Source organism: Klebsiella sp. RC2 (assembly GCF_014192815.1).
In the GTDB taxonomy this organism is placed as follows: domain Bacteria; phylum Pseudomonadota; class Gammaproteobacteria; order Enterobacterales; family Enterobacteriaceae; genus Klebsiella; species Klebsiella variicola.
This window is the reverse complement of the sequence record NZ_JACHYL010000005.1, coordinates 266603-286488: the sequence shown is the minus strand read 5'-3', so window position 1 is coordinate 286488 and position 19886 is coordinate 266603. Positions and strand designations below refer to the sequence as shown.

Below are 19886 nucleotides of genomic sequence, written 5' to 3'. Positions count from 1 at the left end.
GGAAAGAACATGAGCTCTCTGTACGCTAAACTGATCGATGTGATCGAACGGCAGATCACGCCTATGGCGGGGGCGATCGGCCAGCAAAAATACGTCACCTCGATCCGCGACGGTTTTATTACCGCCCTGCCCTTTATGATCGTAGGCTCGTTTTTGCTGGTATTTATCTTTCCGCCGTTTTCTCCGGATACGACGTGGGGCTTTGCCCGCGCCTGGCTGCAATTTTCGCTCGATCATCGCGATGCGCTGATGCTGCCGTTCAACTTCAGCATGGGGGTGATGACCCTGTTCATTGCCGTCGGGATCGCCGCCAGCCTCGCCAAGCACCATCACCTGGACTCGCTGACCGCCGGGATGCTGTCGCTGATGTCGTTTCTGCTGGTGGCCGCGCCGCTGAAAGATGGCCAGATCTCTACGGCCTACTTCTCCGGCCAGGGGATCTTCACCGCCATTCTGGTGGCCATCTATTCCACCGAGCTGTACGCCTTCCTCAAGCGGCATAACATCACCATTCGCCTGCCGCCGGAAGTGCCTGCCGGGGTGGCGCGCTCGTTCGAGATCCTGATCCCGGTGCTGGCGATCATTCTGACGCTGCATCCGCTGAACCTGTTTATCGAGGCTCAGCTGGGGATGATCATTCCGGAAGCGATCATGTCGCTGGTCAAACCCCTGGTCGCGGCTTCCGATACGCTGCCGGCCATTCTGTTGTCAGTGCTGGTCTGTCAGGTACTGTGGTTCGCCGGGATCCACGGCGCGCTGATCGTCACCGGGATCATGAACCCGTTCTGGATGGCCAACCTGTCGGTCAATCAGGCGGCCATGGCGGCAGGTACCGCTATCCCGCACATCTATGTCCAGGGCTTCTGGGATCACTATCTGCTGATCGGCGGCGTCGGCTCCACCCTACCGCTGGCGCTGATGCTGCTGCGCAGCAAGGCCGTGCATCTGCGGACGATTGGCCGGATGGGGGTCGTGCCGGGGGTATTCAATATTAACGAACCGATCCTCTTCGGCGCGCCGATCATCATGAACCCACTGTTTTTCCTGCCGTTCGTGCTGGTGCCGATGGTCAACGCGACCCTGGCGTACTTTGCGCTGAAGCTGGATCTCGTCAGCCGCGTAGTATCGATGACGCCGTGGACAACGCCGGCGCCCATCGGCGCCTCGTGGGCGGCGAACTGGAGCTTTAGCCCGGTGATCCTGTGCCTCATTTGTATGGCCACCGCCATGGTGATGTACCTGCCATTTCTCAAAGCTTACGAAAAACAGCTGCTGGCCCAGGAGCGTGAAAACGCCGTCGGCCAGGCTGACAACGCGGCGCAAACCGCTTAACGCTAACGATTCAGAGGATAATCATGGAATTAGAAGAACAGGTGATGGGGATCATCATCAACGCCGGCCAGTCACGTAGTCTGTGCTACGAAGCGCTGCACGCCGCTAAAGCGGGTGATTTCGCCACCGCCGACGCCAAAATGCAGGAAGCGGCGCACTATTCCCGCGAAGCTCACCTTGTACAGACCCAGCTTATCGAAGCTGACGAAGGCGAGGGAAAAACCAAAATGACGCTGGTAATGGTCCATGCTCAGGATCACCTGATGACCTCCATTCTGGCGAAAGAGCTGATTGCCGAACTGATTGCGATTTACCGCGCGCAACCACTTCACGCCTAGCGCGTTCCCCGGCCAGGCGCGCTGGCCGGGTCTGATTCCCCGAGGTCACTATGTTACATCTTGGAATAGATATTGGCGGCACCAAAATGGAAGCCGTACTGCTGGACCCGGCGGGCGAATGCGTCCAGCGCCTGCGCCGGCCGACCCACAAAGAGAGCTATGACGCCTTTATGCGTCAGCTGCTGACCCTGATTGCCGATATTCGCGCGGTCAGCCCGCAGCCGTTCACCCTGGGGATCGGCCTGCCCGGGGCTATCGATCCGCAAAGCGGACGCATTAAAAACTGCAACTGCCTGGTGCTCAACGGTCACGATCTGCGCCGGGATATCATGCAGCAGCTTGGCCAGCCGGTGTGGATGGCAAACGATGCCGACTGCTTCACCCTTTCGGAGGCGGTAGATGGCGCCGGCGCCGGGGCCTCCACCGTCTTCGGGGTGATTATCGGTACCGGCTGCGGCGGGGGGATCGCCGTTCATCAACAACTGCTCAGCGGCCCCAACGCTATCGCCGGGGAGTGGGGGCATAATCCGCTGCCGGGCTATACTCCTGAGCGCGATGGTCCGCCGCAGCCCTGCTACTGCGGCAAAACGAACTGCATCGAAAGCTTTCTCTCCGGCACCGGCTTCGCCCGCCGCTATGGGGAACAAGCCCGTGCGGAAGCCATTGTCGCCGCGGCGCAAAACGGCGATCCGCGCGCGCTGGCCCACTGGCGACACTTTATCGATGCCTTTGCCCGTAGCCTGGCGTCGGTGATCAATATTCTCGACCCGCAGGTGATTGTGCTGGGCGGCGGTCTGTCCAACGTCAGCCAGATCTATCGCGATCTGCCTGCCGCCATCGTGCCGTGGATCTTCTCCGACACCTGCCGCACGCAGATCAAACCGGCCCGCTTCGGCGACGCCAGCGGCGTGCGCGGCGCGGCCTGGCTGCCCCGTCTGCTCGGCGCCGCGGACGGGCAGCGGTAGACACTTTTTTCAGCAGGTATGTTAAGCTAGGCGAAAATGTTCAGACAGAAAAAGCCATGCCAACGATTGATGATGTTTCAAGATTAGCGAATGTCTCAAGAGCGACGGTTTCCCGCGTGCTGACCGGCACCCGGGGCGTGCGCGAAGAGAGCCGGGAAGCTGTGCTGCGGGCCGTTGAAGAACTCAACTATCGCCCGAGCTTTGCCGCGCAAAACCTCGCCAGTCAGACATCCAGCCACGTTGGTCTGGTGATTTCCGCGCAGGACGAAAGCCACGGCGCGCGTCTGCTGCCGCTGCTCTCTCAGGCGCTGAAAGGGCTGAACAAAAGCCTGCTGGTCCAGTATGTCAGCGATCCGGTAGAGCAGGCGGCGGTGATCGACGATCTGCAGCGCCAGTGCGTGGCGGTGGTGGTGCTGGGCGCCGTTGCCGCCGACGCGCCGCGCAACGTTATCGCCTTTGACCGCTTCGGCGTCGCCGGGAGCAACAGCCAGGGCTACGATTTCGCCTTCGCCACCGAAAGCGCCTGCCGCTATGTGATTGGCAAGGGACACCGCAACATCGCCCTGCTGGTGGACAGCGATAGCGACGATGCCAGCCGCCAGATGCTGGAAGGCTACCGCAACGTCCTGCAAAACTACTCCATTCCTTTTAACCGCCAGCTGGTGCTGACGGCCAACGATGATGTCGAGCAGGCGCTGCTGACCTTAATTAACAGCTTCAGTAAATACTCAGTGATTATCGTTAAACGCGACCGCTACGCGGCTGAGGCGATGCGTCTGTTACGCGAATTCACCATCGCCGTCCCGCAGGAGGTCTCCCTGCTGAGCCTTGAGGATTCCCCGCTCGCCTCGCTGCTCTACCCGCCGCTGACCTGCATCTCCTGGCCACTGGAGGCGCTGCTGGATAACTGTATTCAGCGTATTCGCAGCCTGATTGACGACCGGCCAACCTTCACCGCCGAGGGCCGCTCGCTGGCTGGCCGCCTGATCCCGCGCCAGTCGGTCGCCGATATCTCTTGATCTTCGCCCGGTTCGCGCCGGGCCAGCCTTATCTCCCCCCTTTCTTGTCGCTTTCGTTTCCCGGCTCATTATTATCCACGCATGCAAATAAGAATTATTTTCATTTGTAAATAGCTTGTGCTATATAACATAGCAATGGCTATAAACGCTGGGAAATTAACCACACCATTGCGAGGGCTCCTATGCAACACCTGACACCGCTGAAATCATTGCTGCTGGCCAGCGCGCTGGCTCTGCTGGCCGCGACGCCGGCCACCGCGCAGGAGAAATTCAGGGTTATCACTACCTTCACGGTTATCGCCGATATGGCGCAGAACGTGGCCGGCGACGCCGCCGTCGTCAGCTCCATCACCAAACCGGGCGCGGAGATCCACGATTACCAGCCCACGCCAGGCGATATCAAACGCGCGCAGGGGGCACAGCTGATCCTCAGCAATGGGCTTAATCTCGAACGGTGGTTTGCCCGTTTTTATCAGCACTTACAGGGCGTTCCGGAGGTGGTAGTCAGCGAGGGGATCCAGCCGATGGGCATCAGCGCGGGCCCCTATAGTGGGAAGCCCAATCCCCATGCCTGGATGTCGGCAGATAACGCCTTGATCTATGTCGATAACATTCGCGATGCGCTGGTGAAGTACGATCCGTCTCACGCCGACACCTATCGCCGTAACGCCGAGGCCTATAAGGAGAAGATCCGCCAGACGATGGCGCCGCTGCAGGCCAGACTGGCGCAGCTGCCGGCGGATAAGCGCTGGCTGGTCACCAGCGAGGGGGCCTTCTCCTATCTGGCCCGCGACTATGGTATGCGCGAACTGTATCTGTGGCCGATCAATGCCGACCAGCAGGGCACCCCGCAACAGGTGCGCAAGGTTATCGACACCATGAAGAAAGAACGCATCCCGACCATCTTCAGCGAAAGCACCATCTCCGATAAACCCGCGCGTCAGGTGGCGCGCGAAGCCGGGGCCCACTACGGCGGCGTGTTGTATGTCGATTCGCTGAGCGTCGCCGACGGCCCGGTGCCGACCTGGCTCGACCTGCTGCGCGTCACCACCGAAACCATCGTCAACGGTATCCAGGACGGGATGAGGAAGCAGCCATGAATGCAGCGCAAACGGGACTGTATGTCGACCAGCTCACCGTCACCTGGCGCAACGGCCACACTGCCCTGCGCGACGCCTCGTTCAGCGTACCGCGCGGCTCCATTGCCGCACTGGTGGGCGTTAACGGCTCGGGTAAATCCACACTGTTTAAAGCGCTGATGGGCTTTGTGCGCGTCGGCCACGGCGAGATCGCCATACTCGGCCAGCCGGTCAACCGCGCGCTGCGCCAGAACCTGGTCGCCTATGTCCCGCAGTCGGAAGAGGTGGACTGGTCCTTCCCGGTGCTGGTAGAGGATGTGGTGATGATGGGCCGCTACGGCCATATGGGCTGGCTGCGGCGGGCAAAGCCGCGCGATCGCGACATTGTCGATGCCGCGCTGGCCCGCGTGGGCATGAGCGAGTACCGCCATCGGCAAATTGGCGAGCTCTCCGGCGGGCAGAAAAAGCGCGTTTTCCTTGCCCGCGCTATCGCTCAGCAGGGTCAGGTGATCCTGCTGGATGAGCCTTTTACCGGCGTCGATGTGCAGACCGAAGCGCGGATCATCAGCCTGCTGCGCGAGCTCCGCGATGAGGGCTGTACCATGCTGGTCTCCACCCACAACCTCGGGTCAGTGAGCGAATTTTGTGATTACACGGTGATGGTGAAAGGCACCGTGCTGGCCAGCGGCCCGACAGAAACCACCTTCACCGCCGAGAATCTGGAGCGGGCTTTCAGCGGCGTGCTACGCCACGTCGCGCTGACCGGCGGGGAAGCGCAGGTTATCACCGATGACGAGCGGCCGTTTATCAGCCGGCGCGCGGCAGGAGGCCCACGATGAGCTGGCTGCTGGAGCCGTTTGGCTATCACTATATGCTCAATGCGATGTGGGTGTCGGCGCTGGTAGGCGGCGTCTGCGCGTTTCTCTCCTGCTACCTGATGCTGAAGGGCTGGTCGTTGATTGGCGACGCCCTCTCCCACTCGATTGTGCCCGGCGTCGCCGGGGCCTATATGCTCGGCCTGCCTTTCGCGCTCGGCGCGTTTCTCTCCGGCGGCCTGGCGGCGGGCAGCATGATGTTTTTGCAGCAACGCTCGCGGCTGAAAGAGGATGCCATTATCGGCCTGATCTTCTCCTCCTTCTTCGGGATCGGGCTGTTTATGGTGTCGCTGAATCCGACGTCGGTGAATATCCAGACCATTATTCTCGGCAATATTCTGGCCATCGCACCGGAGGATATTATCCAGCTGGCGGCGATCGGCTTTATCTCGATGGCGATCCTGCTGCTGAAGTGGAAAGATCTGATGGTGACCTTCTTTGATGAAAACCATGCCCGCTCGATTGGCCTGAACACCCGCGGCCTGAAGCTGCTGTTCTTTACCCTGCTGGCCGCCTGCACCGTGGCGGCGCTGCAGACCGTCGGCGCCTTTCTGGTCATCTGCCTGGTGGTGACTCCCGGGGCCACCGCGTGGCTGTTAACCGACCGCTTTCCGCGCCTGCTGGCCATCGCCGTGGCTATCGGCAGTCTGACCAGTTTCTTCGGCGCCTGGCTCAGCTACTATCTCGACGGCGCCACCGGCGGCATTATCGTGGTCGCGCAAACGCTGTTGTTCCTCATCACCTTTATCTTCGCGCCGAAGCACGGCCTGCTGGCCAGCCGCCGCCGCGCCAGGGAGGCCGCATGCTGAACCTGTTCCTGGCCCCGTTCCAGTTTCCTTTTATGGTCAATGCGATAGCGGTATCGATCATCGTGGCCGTGCCCTGCGCGCTACTGTCGGTGTTTCTGGTGCTCAAAGGCTGGGCGCTGATGGGCGACGCCATGAGCCACGCGGTCTTTCCGGGCGTGGTGCTGGCCTACATTATCGGCATCCCCTTCGCCATCGGCGCGTTTATCGCCGGGCTGCTGTGCGCCGTGACGACCGGTTTTCTCGACGATAACAGCCGACTCAAGCGCGATACCATCATGGGGATTGTCTTCTCCGGCATGTTTGGCGCCGGGCTGGTGCTGTATGTAGCGATCCAGTCCGATGTTCATCTCGACCATATCCTGTTCGGCGACATGCTGGGGATATCCCTTCGCGATATTGGACAAACGGCGGCTATCGCGCTGGTGATTGCGCTGATTATCGGTCTCAAATGGCGGGATTTTTTGCTGCACGCCTTTGACCCGACGCAGGCCAAAGCCAGCGGCCTGCGCGGCGGGCTATTGCACTACGGCCTGCTGTGCATGATCGCCCTGACCATCGTCGCGACGCTGCAGTCGGTGGGGATTATTCTGTCGATTTCGCTGCTGATTGCTCCCGGGGCGATCGCGCTCCTGCTGGTGCGGCGCTTTATCCACGCCCTGCTGCTGGCGGTAGCGGTGGCCATCGGCTGCTCGGCGGGAGGGGTGTGGCTGGCGTTCTATCTCGACAGCGCGCCGGCGCCGACTATCGTGGTGCTGTTTTCCGCGCTGTTTGTGGTCGCCTTTGTGGCAAGCACAATTCGGGATAGTCAGAAACAGAGGGCTTCAGCAACCATCCCCGGTGGCGGCTAATGCCTTACCGGGGCCGACTTGTCGCCCGGCTACGCGCCGCGCTGACCAGGGAAAGGCCGCTATTTTTTCGGTCGGTATTTTTCCGGTAGCGCCGGCACCGGGCGCCTGTCGTCCAGCAGATGGCGAATAGTGAGGATCGGGTGGCGCCAGAGCATTCGCGGCCCGGCCCAGCGCATAATCTGCTTCATCTCTTCGCGCTTCGCCGGCTGGTAGCAATGCACCGGACACTGCTTGCAGGCTGGTTTATTCTCGCCAAACACGCACTTATCAAGGCGCTTGTCGGCGTAGGCGTTCAGCGCCTGATAGTGCGCATTATCGGCCAGCGCCCCGGGACAGCGCCGCTGGTAGAGGGCAATCATCCGCTGAATCGTCATCTTTTCCCGTTCGATACGCTTCCCCATCTCCCCGCCTTTCGCCTGTTATTAAGATGCATATATTATACACCTTATTGTTCGTGCCCGACCAGCCTCACTGCTTGAGATGCTGGATCAACTGCAGGGCTGCCCCGGACAGAACCCCGAAATGGCTATAGGCATAGAAATCGCGGATAAAAACGCTGCCCTCGAGTTCGAACGGACGCAGCAGGCCCAGCGCTTCCTCGTGCCGGTAAACCGGGGCCGGCATCGACGTTAACAGATCGCTCTCGCACAGAAAGGCCTTAATGGCCGAGGAGGACGCGCACTCAATCACCGGCTGCGGACAGGGTAGCTGATGGGCACGAAAGATATCCTCAAGGATGTTCATCGGGGTACTTAACGGCGGCGGCATGATCCACGGATAGTCCAGCATCTCCTCGAGGGATAAGTTCGCCGCCTGATGTAGCGGGTGGTACTGCCTGGCGACGATGCAGATCCGGTCCTGCCAGTTAATTTTACCGCGCACCACGATTTTCTCATCATGCGGTAAGGGGCCGCAGAGGGCGATATCGATGTCGTGCATCCGCAGGAGTTTAAAGAGCTCGGAGTCAATGCGGTCGACGATCCGCAGATGGATCCGGGGATGTCGCTGATGGAAAGCTGCCAGCTTATCGATGAAATGGCTGGTCAGCAGGCTGGAAACACAGCCAATCCGCAGGATACCTTTCCCGGCGCCGCGGATGAGCGCAATCTCCTCGCGGGCCTTTTGTTCGGTATTCAGCATCGTCAGCGCATAGGGTAAAAAGGCGCTGCCATATTCGCTCAACGCCATACCGTGTTTGTGTCTTTCGAATAAGGTCGCGCTCAGGTCCGCTTCCAGGCTCAATAACAGCCGGCTCAGTCCCGACTGAGTGATCCCCATCTTCTCCGCGGCCAGGGTCATATTGCCTTCGTGAGCGACAGTAATAAAAGCCTGAATCTGCTTAAATTTCATTGGCATGATATTTACTCATTGAACAAACGGTTTTTACATTTCCCTTGCGGCCTGTTTTAGCGAATAAATGTCGCTATCAATACGCTCAAAAATAGCTACCGCGCATCAGGAAAAACGGATTTATTAACCTCATCACGCACGGCAAAAACGAATTGCGGACCCGAAGATAATTTATAACGAGAATATATCACCATGACACAGAACAATATTCTATTAATTTCAGGCGCTATATTACCGGTCATCATTACCGTCATCATCGGCTATATTAGCGGTAAACGAAAAGACTTTAACTGGCAGCAGGCAGGAGACATCAATAAAATTGTGATGCTCTATGCATTACCACTAAGTATTTTCAGCAATATGGTGATGACGCCGCGACACATCGTCATGACCATGGGCCCGGTTGCGGTGGCCATTATCCTCGCGCTGATTCTGAGCTTCGTCATTCCCTTACTGGTCGCCCGCTATCTGTTCCGACGCGACCTCGCCCTCAGTACGCTGCAGGCGCTGGCCATCGGCTCGCCGGCGGTTCCTTTCATCGGCACCTCAGTGCTGGCCTTTTTATTTGGCACCGTCAGCGCGTCGCTGATCACGGTGTCCAGCATCACGCAAAATGTCTTCCAGCTGCCGCTGGTGATGATTCTGATGTCGGTCGCCACTGGCGATAAAAGCCAGCATATCTCCTTTGGCACACGGGTGATAAACGCCATTAAACAACCTGTGGTCTGGTCACCGGTGATCGCCCTGATCATCGTGCTGGCGGATATCCATATTCCGCAGACTATCTCGATGTCGCTGGGTCTGCTGGGTAAAGCCTCTGGCGGGCTGGCGCTGTTTGCCGCCGGGATCGTGCTCTATACACGCAGCATTGTTATCACCACCGCTACCATTATCACCGTTATCGCCCGCAATATTTTGGTGCCCGGCGCCTGCTATCTCCTGTTATTAAAAATGGGCTTCAGCATGGAGCAAATAAAGGAAGTCGTATTGACGATGGCTATCCCGGTAGGCTCCATCGCGATAATTATTGCCATGCAGTATAAAACCGGCGAGCAGGAAATGGCCTCGACGATGGCGCTGAGTATTATTGCCTCCATCATTACGATGGGCGGATTTATTTTCTTAACCTTTTAATTACCGCGATTACACCGCGTGAATACGGAGAGAATATGGCCTCTATCACATTATCGGCTGCTGAACTGTTACTGCATCGGCTACAGGCACTGGACGTGGCATATATTTTTATTAACTCGGGCACCGATTATCCGCCGGTTATTGAAGCCTGGGCAAAGGCCCGGGCGACCGGGCAAAAGGTACCCGAGCTGGTGATCTGCCCGCATGAAAACGCCGCCATCGGCATGGCGCACGGCTACTACCTCGGCACTGGCAAGGTGCAGGCGGTAATGGTTCATACCAACGTCGGGTTAGCCAACGCCGCCTGCGGCGTCATCAACCTCGCCAACAGCAATATTCCGGTGCTGATTTTTGGCGGCCGCACGCCGATTAGCGAACATTCCCACTTCGGCTGCCGCAATACGCCGATTGGCTACGGCCAGGAGATGCGCGACCAGGCGGCACTGATCCGTGAATCCGTGAAGTGGGATTTTGAACTGCGGCTGGCCGATCAGATCGGCGAGCATGTTGACCGGGCCTGGGCGATTGCCAGTTCCCTGCCGAAAGGGCCGGTCTACCTGAGCTTACCGCGCGAGCCATTGTGCGAGACCTTTGCCATTGATGAGGCCGCGCTGCAGGCCGGTCCTTCGCAGCAGCCGGTCCGCTATGCGCCAGTCCGGGAAGATATCGCCCGGGCCGCCGAGGCAATCGCCTGCGCCAGGCATCCCGTCATCTTCGCCCAGCGCGGCGCCCGAACGGCGGGTGGCTTTGCGCGACTTAATAGCCTGGTGCGCGAATGGGCAATCCCATTGGTGGAATACTGGGGTACCGAGGTGACCCTGAGCGCCGATAACCCACTGCTCGCCGGGGCTGATCCCAGCGCCTGGCTCGCCGACGCCGATGTGATTCTGGTGGTCGACTCGCAGGCGCCATGGATGATCGCCGAGGGCGACTGTCGCCAGGACTGCACCGTGATCCAGATGGGCCCCGATCCGCTCTTCTCCCGCTACCCGGTACGTGGCTATCGCGCGGACATCAACCTGGCGGGCGAGACCGATGAAGTCTTCAGCCTGCTGGAAGAGGCGCTGCGCCCGCTGCAGGCCGCCCGCCAGCAACATGTGGCGGAGCGGGCGGCATATACGCAGAACCGCATCCAGCAACAGAAAAACCAGCGCGACGCGCTTCTCCATGCCAGCCAGACCGGGGCCATTACCAAACCCTGGCTCAGCTACTGCCTCGGTCATCTGGCGAATCAACACCGTGGCCGGATCGTTTCTGAACTGACCACGCTGCCGCAGTTTGCCGGACTGATCCATGCCGAGAGCTATTACCAGGAAGCGCTGGCCGGCGGCCTGGGCGAAGCCCTGCCTATCGCGCTGGGGCTGCAGCTTGCGCGCCGGGAAGAGCTGATTATTGCCGCCGTCGGCGACGGGTCGTACCTGTTCGCCAACCCTGCGGTCTGCCACCATATTGCGGAGGTAATGAAGCTCCCTGTCCTCGTCGTGGTCGGAAATAACGGCGGATGGGGCGCCGTCGCGGGCGGCACCAAAGCGCTCTACCCGGACGGCTACGCAGCCCGCGCGGAGACCATTCCGGCCACCGCCTTTACCACCTCGCCGGATTTCGCCGCGATCGCCGCCTCCAGCCGCGCGGCGGCCCTGTCGGTTTCCCGGGCCGAGGATCTCCCCGGCGTGCTGGAAGAAGCGGTCACCCTCATACGCACCCGCCGACAAAGCGTGCTGGTTGACGTGCAGTTAGCCCGCTAACGGCTTCTCCTCCGGGCGCTTGTCGCCCGGAGGGGGTTGTCACCCTTTCTGCTCATCTTTATCCACATGGCCCAGCGGCTTCTCCGGGAAACAGACATCGCGCACCCGGCGTTTCAGCTCGGCCGCATCCGGAAAACCGCCATCCTGCTTGCGCTCCCAGATCTGCTGACCGCCGACATCGATCGTGAAGATCCCGCCGGTCCCCGGCACCAGCGTCACTGAGGCGATGTCGGTGCTGAAGGTATGTAACAGCTCCTGCGCCATCCAGCTGGCGCGCAGCATCCAGTTGCACTGGGAACAGTAGGTGATGGTGATGGCCGCTTTTGAGTTCATCGTCGTCTCGCTAAGTCTGAAAGGGCAAATTGTAAACAAAGTGCAGTTTAAATGAAGAACACATGATTATTTTGTTGCAAACGATAATACCTATCATTACCATTCGCAATCAACAAATGGAGTAAGATCCCATCCGCAACGGAAAAGACGGAGCAACCTGCAACTCTGGAAGTAACGCGTGAGCCGATACTAATAACGATCAAGGCGTGGCGACTATGTACAAATCGACTCCGTCAGCAGCATGGTGTAAAAAACGCCTGCTGGTGACCTCTTTGCTTGCAGCAATTTATCAGACTTCTGCCATCGCAGCAGACACTTCCGCCGTTAGCGGCGAGGCGGTGGATGACACCTCGGAACAAATGACCGTCACCGCCCCCGCACCGGTGCAGAAAGCCGGTAGTGAGCACAGCATCAGCGCCCAGGAGCTGGAGGATAAAGGCGCTAACGATTTTGGCTCTATCATGCGCTATGAGCCGCTCATCAGCGCCACCGGGGCCAGCGGCGGCTCCGGCAACGGCAAAAGCGGCTTCGACCGCGGAGGCTACACCGGCTACAACATCCGCGGCATGGAGAGCAACCGCGTCGGCATCGACGTGGACGGTATTGCCCAACCCAACGCCACCGGCCGCGGCTACGTCGGTCGCGCCGGGCTCAACACCTTCGGCATCGGCCGCGATTATATCGACCCGTATATGTATGGCAGTGTGGATATTCAGTCCGGCGCCACCTCGACGGAAACGGCCAACAGCGCTATCGGGGGAAATGTCTCCTTCCGCCCGAAATCGGCGGATGATTACCTGCGCCCGGGCAAGACCAGCGCCTTCGGCTACCGCAGCGGTTACGACTCTGCGGATCGCAGCTGGCACAACGGGGTGACCGTCGCCGGCGGCGATGAGTTCCTGCGCGGAATTTTGGTCTACAGCCGCCGTGACGGTCAGGAAACCGAAAACAACAGCGGCACCGTCGACGCCTACCCGGCGAACTGGCACTCCGATGCGTTTCTGGCCTCCGGGATCTGGCAACCTAACGATGAACACAAACTGACCAGCACCTTCGACTATTACCATAAAACCAACCACACCCACTACGATACCTGGGACTCCAGCGGCAACAGCACCATCGGCACCGCCAACCAGACCAGCCAGACCCGGCGCTGGGGCCTGAGCCTGAAGGATGACTGGACGCCGATGAACGACTACCTCGACAGCGTCTCCACGAAAATCTACTACCAGCATACCGAAGCCCATGACTGGACTTATATGCCGGACAGCGTCACCCGCAGAATGCAGACGGTGAACTCCAACTACGATACCGACACCTGGGGCCTGCAGACCGCGCTGGCGAAAACCCTGGGCCGCCACGATCTGAGCGCTGGCTTCAACGCCAGCACGACCAAAACTCAGCGGCCGTTCAGCCAGTCGCCGATCCCCAGCGTTTACAGCGAGATCATGCAGCCGGAGGCAGACAGCCGCAGCTACACCCTCGGCGGCTTTGTCCAGGATAAGATCAACTTCGACCTTGATAGCCACAACTTCGCCATTATTCCCGGCGTGCGCGTGGTGCATCAATCGACTAAGCCGGAAAATCTGTCCGACCTTGCCGCCAACAGCAGCGTACTGACCGAATCGTCGGTGGCGAATCTGTACGGCAAAAACAGCGATACCCAGGTTCTGCCGTCGTTGACCTTCCAGTACGACCTCACCCCGCGCCTGATGACCTACCTGCAGTACCAGCGCGGCGCGCAGTTCCCCAACGCCAGCCAGCTGTATGGCTCCTGGAACCTTGGCTCCAGCTACGCCGGCAGCCAGCAGTATGCCCTGATCGGCAATACCGATCTGAAGACGGAAACCAGCGATAATCTCGAGTGGGGGCTGAAGGGGGAAGTCACCGAAGGCATCACCGTGCGCACGGCGCTGTTCTACAACAGCTATAAGAACTTTATCGCCTATACGCGCTATACCCGCGCCAATAATCCGGGCCAGTTCACGAATGTGCCGTCGAACATCTACACCATTTATCAGGCGGAAAACCGCGATAAAGCCTATATCTACGGCGGTGAGATCAGCACCAAATTTAACTTTGGCACCTGGTTTGAGCAGGTGAACGGCCTGAGCACCACCCTCGCCCTCGGCTATAGCGAAGGGAAATCGAAATCCAGCTACAGCGGCGATAAATACGTCGACCTCGACAGCGTGGCGCCGATGAAAGCCATCGTCGGCGTGGCGTGGGACGATCCGGCGAAACGCTACGGCACCGCCCTGACGGCGACCTTTGTCAAAGGGAAACAGGCGACCACCACCAACCGAGAAAGCTACAGCAACAGCGGGTCCGCCATCACCGATGCCAGCAGCGACTATATGCGCGTGCCGGGCTACGGCATGCTGGACTGGACCGCGTACTGGCAGGTGGCGAAAAACGTGCGCCTCAATGGCGGGGTCTACAACCTCACCGATCGTAAATACTGGGATTACCTGAGCAGCCGCAATATCGAGACCGGCACCAACCAGGACGCCAACGATAAAGCGCTGGCGGTGATGCCGGGCCGCACCTGGCAACTGGGCGTCAACGTCGACTTCTGATTGCCCGAATAATAACGCACCTGCCCCCGGCCCGCCGGCCGGGGATATTCATCGTCGAGAAGGATATGATTATGCCAAATGCACACCCTGACCTGTGGCAGCGCTACCAGGCCACCAAAGCGGCCAGTACCGCGAAATATGCCCGCGATATCGCCGCGGAAATGGGGATCAGCGAAGCCGAGCTGACCGCCGCCCGCCTCGGCCATGATGCCGTGCGCCTGAGCGATGACGCCCGGACGCTGATTGCCGCCCTGGAGCGCGTCGGCGAAACCAAATGCATCTGCCGCAACGAGTATGCCGTGCATGAGCAGGTGGGCCAGTTCACGCACCAGCACCTCAGCGGCCACGCCGGGCTGGTGCTGAATCCGCGCGCGCTCGACCTGCGTCTGTTCCTCAGCCAGTGGGCCAGCGCCTTCCATCTGAACGATAATGGCCGTCAGAGCATCCAGTTTTTCGACCACCACGGCGACGCCCTGCTGAAAGTCTATGCGACCGCGCAGACCGACATGGCGGCCTGGGACACCCTGATCGCGGAACATCGGGTAGCGGCGCCCGCACCGCTGGCCCTGCGCCCGCTGGAGCCGGTGAAATATGCCGATACCGCCGACGGCGCCGCCCTGGAGAACGACTGGCGCGCGATGACCGACGTTCACCAGTTCTTCGGTCTGCTGCGTAAATATCAGCTTTCCCGCCAGCAGGCTTTCCGTCTGGTGAGCGACGACCTCGCCTGCCGCGTGGATCGCCATGCGCTGCCGCCGCTGCTGGAGACGGTGCGCCAGGAGGGCAATGAAATCATGATTTTCGTCGGCAATCGCGGCTGCGTGCAGATCTTCACCGGCGCCCTGGAAAAGCTGGCCCCCATGCGCGGCTGGCTGAATATCTTCAATACCACCTTTACCCTGCATCTGCGCGAAGAGAGCCTCGATGAAGTGTGGGTGACCCGTAAACCGACCTCAGATGGACACGTCACCAGCGTCGAACTGTTCGCCAAAGACGGCACCCAGATTGCCCAGCTCTATGGCCAGCGCAGCGAAGGCCACCCCGAGCAGGCACAATGGCGCCAGCAGGTAGATCGTCTGACCCGTGAAGGACTGCCCGCATGATGCGCTGGTTACTGCTCTTCATCGCTTTCCCGCTGCTGAGCCACGCTGCCGTTGAGCGGCTCGTCACCCTCGGCGGAGATGTCACTGAGATCGTCTATGCCATTGACGCGGAACAGAGCCTGGTGGCGCGGGACAGCACCAGCAGCTGGCCCCCGGCGGTGCAAAAGCTGCCGGACGTCGGCTACCTGCGACAGCTGAACGCCGAGGGGATCCTCGCGTTACGCCCGCAGCTGGTATTAGCGAGCGCCCAGGCGCAGCCCTCGCTGGTCTTACACAAAGTACAGGCGAGCGGGGTGAAGGTGGTTAACGTGCCGGGCGGCGAAAGTCTGTCCGCGATCGATAACAAAGTGGCTGTCATTGCCGAAGCGTTAGGCAAAACGGCGGCAGGCGACGCGCTGCGCCAGCAGCTTCAGCAACAGATCGCCGCCATTCCCACGCAGCCGGTTGCTAAGCGGGTGCTGTTTATTCTCAGCCACGGCGGAATGAATACCCTGGTGGCCGGACAGCACACCGCGGCCGATGGCGCCATTCGCGCCGCCGGGCTGCAGAACGCGATGCAGGGCTTCGACCACTATCGCGCCATGTCGCAGGAAGGGGTCGCCGCCAGCCAGGCGGATCTGGTGGTGATCTCCGCCGATGGTCTCAAAGGGATGGGCGGCGAAGCCGGGCTGTGGAAACTGCCCGGTCTGGCACAGACCCCGGCGGGGCGTCATAAACAGCTGCTGACGATCGACGATATGGCCCTGCTCGGCTTCGGGCCGCGCACACCGCAGGCGATAATCGCGCTGCGAAACAAAGCGGAGCAGTTGCCCTGATGCGCCCTGCCCTCGCCCGCCGTTTGCTGTTGATGACGCTGCTGCTGGTCTCCCTGACGCTGTTTGCCACCACCCTCGGCGCTATGCGCTTGCCGCTGGTCAACCTGCTGCCTTCCGGGGATGAGATGCTGCGCCACATCTGGCTGAGTATCCGTCTGCCGCGGGTGCTGCTGGCCCTGCTGGTGGGCGCGGCGCTGGCCCTCTCCGGTTGCGTGATGCAGGGGCTGTTTCGCAACCCGCTTGCCGACCCGGGCCTGCTGGGCATCAGCAGCGGCGCCGCGCTGGCGGTGGCCAGCTGGCTGGTGCTTCCGTTCTCCGCTACGGGGCTGATCGCCCTGTACATGCCGATGCTGGCGGCGTTTATTGGCAGCCTGGCGGTGATGGTGGTGATTTTCATCCTCAGCCGGGCGGAGGAGGGTTCGCTGTCGCGCCTGCTGCTGGTGGGGATCGCCATCAACGCGCTGTGCGGCGCGCTGGTCGGCGTCCTGTCCTGGCTGAGCAATGACGCCCAGCTGCGCCAGCTGTCGCTGTGGGGCATGGGCAGTCTGGGCCAGGCCGAATGGCCGACGCTGCTGGTGGCCGCGACCTTGATTATCCCGGCGGCGCTGGCGGTGTGGTGGATGGCGTCCCGCCTCAATCTGCTGCAGCTTGGCGATGAAGAGGCACACTATCTCGGGGTCAACGTGCAGGCGCTACAGCGCTGGCTGCTGCTGTGCAGCGCGGTGCTGGTGGCCGCCGCGGTGGCCATCAGCGGAGTCATCGGCTTTATCGGCCTGGTGGTGCCGCACCTGATGCGCCTGTGGCTGGGACCGGACCATCGCGGACTGATCCCCGGCTCGCTGCTGGCCGGCGCGATCCTGCTTCTGCTGGCCGACACCCTGGCCCGCACCGTGGCGGCGCCGGCGGAGATACCGGTCGGTCTGCTCACCAGCCTGCTGGGCGCCCCCTGGTTTCTGTGGCTGGTCTTTCGTCGGGAGAACTCCAGACATGGTTAATGAATACTGCGCCCAGGGGCTGGCGCTTCGCCTCGGCCAGCGGCAGATCATCGACAACGTCTCCGTCGCGCTGCGCGGCGGCGAGATGACGGCGCTTATCGGGCCGAACGGCGCCGGGAAATCCACTCTGCTGCGGCTGTTGACCGGCTATCTGACTCCGGACAGCGGCACCCGCCGTCTTGCAGGCAAGCCGCTGGAGGCCTGGTCCCCCGAGGCGCTGTCGCGCCGGCGGGCGGTCATGCTGCAGCGAACGGCCCTGCAGGCCGACTGGACGGTGGAAACGGTCATTGCCATGGGACGCGCACCGTGGGGCGCGACGGCAGATCCGGCGGTGCTGGCGGCGGTGATGGCCGTCACCGGCTGCGATGGCCTTGCCGGTCGCCGCTATCCCGGCCTCTCCGGCGGCGAGCAGCAGCGGGTGCAGCTGGCCCGCTGTCTGGCGCAGCTGTGGCGCGACGGCGCGCCGCAGGGCTGGCTGTTTCTTGATGAGCCCACCTCGGCGCTGGATCTTTACTATCAGCAGCACCTGCTGCGTTTGCTCAAACGGCTCACCGCCGGCGGGCAACTGCATGTCTGCGTGGTGCTGCATGACCTTAACCTCGCCGCCCTGTGGGCCGACCGCATTCTGCTGCTCCACCAGGGAAATCTGGTCGCCCAGGGCACGCCGCAGGAGGTGATCCAGCAGCCGGTTATCCATCGCTGGTACGGGGCGGATGTCCGCCTCGTCCAGCACCCGGACAACGCGGCCCCCCAGGTTTATCTGGCGCCATAATCCCCGCGCGGCGCAACTGGAATCCGGATCGCGCCGCGCTTACGCTTTCTGGCAATAATTGCCTGCATTATATTATTGAGGGTCATTTATATTTAAAATCTATACCAATGGCGTAATAACCCAATGAAATATTTACGACAGCTATTTTTAAATATAAACCATCATTACAGAGAAGATATTTCCCGTATTAATCCAAAAACGACACATTGATTATTTACTGCGCTTAATCAACTCGATACACTGTTTTCTTTCTAATGATAATAGAGGGAAGAAGAAGCATGGCTATTCCAGGTAATATGTGGATATACGACGACGGTGGGGCACTAATCAAAGGTGGTTGTGATGTTGCAGACAGGGAGTTCAGCATCGAATTTAAAGGGTTTCATCACAATCTCTCCATTCCCACTGATAATGCCACTGGCAAGCCTACCGGCACTCGTCAGCACTCACCAATGATCATCGTTAAAGAATTCGACTATTCCAGTCCATACCTCTACAAAGCAGTAGCTACTGGTCAGAACCTGAAATCTGCTGAAATCAAATGGTATAAAATCAGCGATGCTGGTCAAGAAGTGGAATACTTCAATATGCTACTTGAAGGCGTCCGAATCGTATCAATATCTCCTACAATGGCTTCCCCAGAAGACAAGAACAACAACCATCTTGAATCTGTCGAACTTAGATATGAGAAGATCACCTGGAAACATTGTGACGGAAATATAATTTTCACCGATGCCTGGAATGAAAGACAAACAGCATAATAGATGAGCAAATGGATACGACAGAAGAACTAAATGGAACCTATTTCTATCACGGACTATCCAATCTTTCGGCTGGTGAACTTTTTGATGTCATTTTTCTTGAACAATTTTGTGACGAACTTGGCATTGGTATTGAATCTGGTGCCGCTATCCTCGCCGGGCAACCTTGGCTAAAAACCAGAACAAAGCCAGGAGAGGCAATAAAAGGAACAAGTGTTGTTTCTAAATATGGAAGGATGCTTCTGAGAAATGCAAAAACTCCATTTGGTATTAGGGTTCCTACACCCGTTGGTGTAAGAATGAGAAAAACGAATAGTCTTGCTGCTGTTATCGCCCGTTATGTTCCGTGGTTAGGTTGGATAGGACTTGTAAACTCAATTTATCAAGTTTCAAGAAAAACTCAGGAAAAATACAACCTAATAGCTCGCCCCAAAGACCGTATACAATGGACATCCTTTTAATGAAAAGCATTCAAGATCAGGTTTTAGACTTGTTTAAAGATGAGATCTCAACCCGTTTAGATAAAAATTGGAAAGAAATCCCATTGGAACTTGATTATGACTTATTTGATGCTCCCGGCGACGATCTGCATGACGCTTTAAATAAATTTGAACAAAAATTTAATGTTGATCTTTCCAGTGTTAAATGGTCGTGTTATTTCCCTTGGGAGAATACTCCAATGCTAACTCGGTGGTTTAAAGTAAAACGAGAAGATGTAGAAAAAACGCGTAAACCTTTAACTATCAAAATGTTTGCCGAATCAGCAAAAGCAGGTAAATGGCTTTACGACTAGCAACCACAAGCCGTTGTCGTAACGAGGTCTACGGCCAGAAGGCAGAACAACATCGACGGCGAACGTAATGTATGAAGACGATCGCGTGGCGGCGGTTCAATTACTGTGACGGTACCCCGCCCCCTCTGCAACTGGAATCCGGATCGCGCCGCGCGCTTTCGTCGGTTTCCCTCACCTGCCCATCTCCGTTATTATGTCTCATCCATGTGATAACGACGACAACTACAAAATCGCAGCCATT

21 protein-coding genes are annotated in these 19886 nt (G+C 59.2%); 18 read left to right on the top strand and 3 right to left on the bottom strand.

Annotated features, from left to right (window positions below; translation table 11 throughout):
• Positions 1-9: 9 nt before the first annotated feature.
• From FHW76_RS17420 to FHW76_RS17385, 8 genes are all read left to right on the top strand, one after another.
• Positions 10-1332 (top strand): PTS cellobiose transporter subunit IIC, encoded by a 1323-nt coding sequence (locus FHW76_RS17420; protein ID WP_002914981.1) that lies wholly within the window; start codon positions 10-12, stop codon positions 1330-1332.
• Between the two features lie 23 nt (positions 1333-1355).
• Positions 1356-1670, top strand: a complete 315-nt coding sequence (locus FHW76_RS17415; protein WP_002914983.1) for a PTS lactose/cellobiose transporter subunit IIA — start codon at positions 1356-1358, stop codon at positions 1668-1670.
• Positions 1671-1720: 50 nt separating this feature from the next.
• Complete coding sequence (locus FHW76_RS17410) at positions 1721-2635, top strand: ROK family protein (RefSeq protein WP_101139354.1); 915 nt, start codon at positions 1721-1723, stop codon at positions 2633-2635.
• 56 nt (positions 2636-2691) lie between these two features.
• Positions 2692-3654, top strand: a complete 963-nt coding sequence (locus FHW76_RS17405) for a LacI family DNA-binding transcriptional regulator (RefSeq protein ID WP_002915031.1) — start codon at positions 2692-2694, stop codon at positions 3652-3654.
• A 182-nt stretch (positions 3655-3836) separates the two neighbouring features.
• The gene (locus tag FHW76_RS17400; RefSeq protein WP_109848762.1) at positions 3837-4754 is read left to right on the top strand and encodes a metal ABC transporter substrate-binding protein; all 918 of its coding nucleotides are present in this window, start codon (positions 3837-3839) and stop codon (positions 4752-4754) included.
• Positions 4751-5572, top strand: a complete 822-nt coding sequence (locus FHW76_RS17395; protein ID WP_131032912.1) for a manganese/iron ABC transporter ATP-binding protein — start codon at positions 4751-4753, stop codon at positions 5570-5572. The genes FHW76_RS17400 and FHW76_RS17395 overlap by 4 nt, the downstream gene beginning before the upstream one ends.
• The gene (sitC, locus tag FHW76_RS17390; RefSeq protein WP_032731146.1) at positions 5569-6417 is read left to right on the top strand and encodes an iron/manganese ABC transporter permease subunit SitC; all 849 of its coding nucleotides are present in this window, start codon (positions 5569-5571) and stop codon (positions 6415-6417) included. Before FHW76_RS17395 ends, sitC begins: the two co-directional genes overlap by 4 nt.
• On the top strand, positions 6411-7265 hold the full coding sequence (locus tag FHW76_RS17385; RefSeq protein WP_012540752.1) for a metal ABC transporter permease: 855 nt from the start codon (positions 6411-6413) through the stop codon (positions 7263-7265). Before sitC ends, FHW76_RS17385 begins: the two co-directional genes overlap by 7 nt.
• A 59-nt stretch (positions 7266-7324) precedes the next feature.
• Here the strand turns inward: FHW76_RS17385 and FHW76_RS17380 are convergent, their stop codons facing one another.
• Complete coding sequence (locus tag FHW76_RS17380; RefSeq protein WP_008806199.1) at positions 7325-7666, bottom strand: nitrous oxide-stimulated promoter family protein; 342 nt, start codon at positions 7664-7666, stop codon at positions 7325-7327.
• Positions 7667-7733: 67 nt separating this feature from the next.
• On the bottom strand, positions 7734-8621 hold the full coding sequence (locus tag FHW76_RS17375; protein ID WP_022065494.1) for a LysR family transcriptional regulator: 888 nt from the start codon (positions 8619-8621) through the stop codon (positions 7734-7736).
• Positions 8622-8807: 186 nt separating this feature from the next.
• On the opposite strand from FHW76_RS17375, the gene FHW76_RS17370 reads away from it, so the two are divergent.
• Both FHW76_RS17370 and FHW76_RS17365 read left to right on the top strand, forming a co-directional pair.
• Positions 8808-9749, top strand: a complete 942-nt coding sequence (locus FHW76_RS17370) for an AEC family transporter (RefSeq protein ID WP_008806201.1) — start codon at positions 8808-8810, stop codon at positions 9747-9749.
• A 35-nt stretch (positions 9750-9784) separates the two neighbouring features.
• Entirely contained in the window at positions 9785-11494 is a 1710-nt protein-coding gene (locus FHW76_RS17365; RefSeq protein WP_023298135.1) for a thiamine pyrophosphate-requiring protein, read from the top strand.
• A 39-nt stretch (positions 11495-11533) separates the two neighbouring features.
• Here FHW76_RS17365 and FHW76_RS17360 read toward each other — a convergent pair whose 3' ends face one another.
• Complete coding sequence (locus FHW76_RS17360; protein WP_012967347.1) at positions 11534-11827, bottom strand: SelT/SelW/SelH family protein; 294 nt, start codon at positions 11825-11827, stop codon at positions 11534-11536.
• 215 nt (positions 11828-12042) lie between these two features.
• On the opposite strand from FHW76_RS17360, the gene FHW76_RS17355 reads away from it, so the two are divergent.
• The 8 genes from FHW76_RS17355 (at position 12043) to FHW76_RS17320 (ending at position 19645) form a co-directional block, all read left to right on the top strand.
• Positions 12043-14406, top strand: coding sequence for a TonB-dependent receptor domain-containing protein (locus FHW76_RS17355; RefSeq protein WP_012540748.1), 2364 nt, complete (start codon positions 12043-12045; stop codon positions 14404-14406).
• A 71-nt stretch (positions 14407-14477) separates the two neighbouring features.
• Positions 14478-15509, top strand: a complete 1032-nt coding sequence (locus tag FHW76_RS17350; RefSeq protein ID WP_064144145.1) for a hemin-degrading factor — start codon at positions 14478-14480, stop codon at positions 15507-15509.
• Positions 15506-16324, top strand: coding sequence for a hemin ABC transporter substrate-binding protein (locus FHW76_RS17345; protein ID WP_064144146.1), 819 nt, complete (start codon positions 15506-15508; stop codon positions 16322-16324). Before FHW76_RS17350 ends, FHW76_RS17345 begins: the two co-directional genes overlap by 4 nt.
• Positions 16324-17319 carry an iron ABC transporter permease gene (locus tag FHW76_RS17340; RefSeq protein WP_032740911.1) on the top strand — a complete coding sequence of 332 codons (996 nt, stop codon included), beginning with the start codon at positions 16324-16326 and terminating at the stop codon, positions 17317-17319. Before FHW76_RS17345 ends, FHW76_RS17340 begins: the two co-directional genes overlap by 1 nt.
• A complete protein-coding gene (locus FHW76_RS17335) occupies positions 17312-18091 on the top strand; it encodes a heme ABC transporter ATP-binding protein (protein ID WP_046622640.1) in 780 nt (259 codons plus the stop codon). Before FHW76_RS17340 ends, FHW76_RS17335 begins: the two co-directional genes overlap by 8 nt.
• A 278-nt stretch (positions 18092-18369) precedes the next feature.
• A complete protein-coding gene (locus FHW76_RS17330) occupies positions 18370-18852 on the top strand; it encodes an Hcp family type VI secretion system effector (RefSeq protein ID WP_002915094.1) in 483 nt (160 codons plus the stop codon).
• A gap of 11 nt (positions 18853-18863) precedes the next feature.
• A complete protein-coding gene (locus FHW76_RS17325) occupies positions 18864-19313 on the top strand; it encodes an STM2901 family protein (protein ID WP_072122884.1) in 450 nt (149 codons plus the stop codon).
• A complete protein-coding gene (locus tag FHW76_RS17320) occupies positions 19298-19645 on the top strand; it encodes a DUF1493 family protein (protein ID WP_008806210.1) in 348 nt (115 codons plus the stop codon). Before FHW76_RS17325 ends, FHW76_RS17320 begins: the two co-directional genes overlap by 16 nt.
• The last annotated feature ends 241 nt before the right edge of the window (positions 19646-19886 follow it).

Excerpts from the sequence above, each read along its gene's own strand:
- FHW76_RS17420 (WP_002914981.1), top strand. The coding sequence starts at position 10 with ATGAGCTCTCTGTACGCTAAACTGATCGATGTGATCGAACGGCAGATC.
- FHW76_RS17415 (WP_002914983.1), top strand. The coding sequence starts at position 1,356 with ATGGAATTAGAAGAACAGGTGATGGGGATCATCATCAACGCCGGCCAG.
- FHW76_RS17410 (WP_101139354.1), top strand. The coding sequence starts at position 1,721 with ATGTTACATCTTGGAATAGATATTGGCGGCACCAAAATGGAAGCCGTA.
- FHW76_RS17405 (WP_002915031.1), top strand. The coding sequence starts at position 2,692 with ATGCCAACGATTGATGATGTTTCAAGATTAGCGAATGTCTCAAGAGCG.
- FHW76_RS17400 (WP_109848762.1), top strand. The coding sequence starts at position 3,837 with ATGCAACACCTGACACCGCTGAAATCATTGCTGCTGGCCAGCGCGCTG.
- FHW76_RS17395 (WP_131032912.1), top strand. The coding sequence starts at position 4,751 with ATGAATGCAGCGCAAACGGGACTGTATGTCGACCAGCTCACCGTCACC.
- sitC (WP_032731146.1), top strand. The coding sequence starts at position 5,569 with ATGAGCTGGCTGCTGGAGCCGTTTGGCTATCACTATATGCTCAATGCG.
- FHW76_RS17385 (WP_012540752.1), top strand. The coding sequence starts at position 6,411 with ATGCTGAACCTGTTCCTGGCCCCGTTCCAGTTTCCTTTTATGGTCAAT.
- FHW76_RS17380 (WP_008806199.1), bottom strand. The coding sequence starts at position 7,666 with ATGGGGAAGCGTATCGAACGGGAAAAGATGACGATTCAGCGGATGATT.
- FHW76_RS17375 (WP_022065494.1), bottom strand. The coding sequence starts at position 8,621 with ATGCCAATGAAATTTAAGCAGATTCAGGCTTTTATTACTGTCGCTCAC.
- FHW76_RS17370 (WP_008806201.1), top strand. The coding sequence starts at position 8,808 with ATGACACAGAACAATATTCTATTAATTTCAGGCGCTATATTACCGGTC.
- FHW76_RS17365 (WP_023298135.1), top strand. The coding sequence starts at position 9,785 with ATGGCCTCTATCACATTATCGGCTGCTGAACTGTTACTGCATCGGCTA.
- FHW76_RS17360 (WP_012967347.1), bottom strand. The coding sequence starts at position 11,827 with ATGAACTCAAAAGCGGCCATCACCATCACCTACTGTTCCCAGTGCAAC.
- FHW76_RS17355 (WP_012540748.1), top strand. The coding sequence starts at position 12,043 with ATGTACAAATCGACTCCGTCAGCAGCATGGTGTAAAAAACGCCTGCTG.
- FHW76_RS17350 (WP_064144145.1), top strand. The coding sequence starts at position 14,478 with ATGCCAAATGCACACCCTGACCTGTGGCAGCGCTACCAGGCCACCAAA.
- FHW76_RS17345 (WP_064144146.1), top strand. The coding sequence starts at position 15,506 with ATGATGCGCTGGTTACTGCTCTTCATCGCTTTCCCGCTGCTGAGCCAC.
- FHW76_RS17340 (WP_032740911.1), top strand. The coding sequence starts at position 16,324 with ATGCGCCCTGCCCTCGCCCGCCGTTTGCTGTTGATGACGCTGCTGCTG.
- FHW76_RS17335 (WP_046622640.1), top strand. The coding sequence starts at position 17,312 with ATGGTTAATGAATACTGCGCCCAGGGGCTGGCGCTTCGCCTCGGCCAG.
- FHW76_RS17330 (WP_002915094.1), top strand. The coding sequence starts at position 18,370 with ATGGCTATTCCAGGTAATATGTGGATATACGACGACGGTGGGGCACTA.
- FHW76_RS17325 (WP_072122884.1), top strand. The coding sequence starts at position 18,864 with ATGGATACGACAGAAGAACTAAATGGAACCTATTTCTATCACGGACTA.
- FHW76_RS17320 (WP_008806210.1), top strand. The coding sequence starts at position 19,298 with ATGGACATCCTTTTAATGAAAAGCATTCAAGATCAGGTTTTAGACTTG.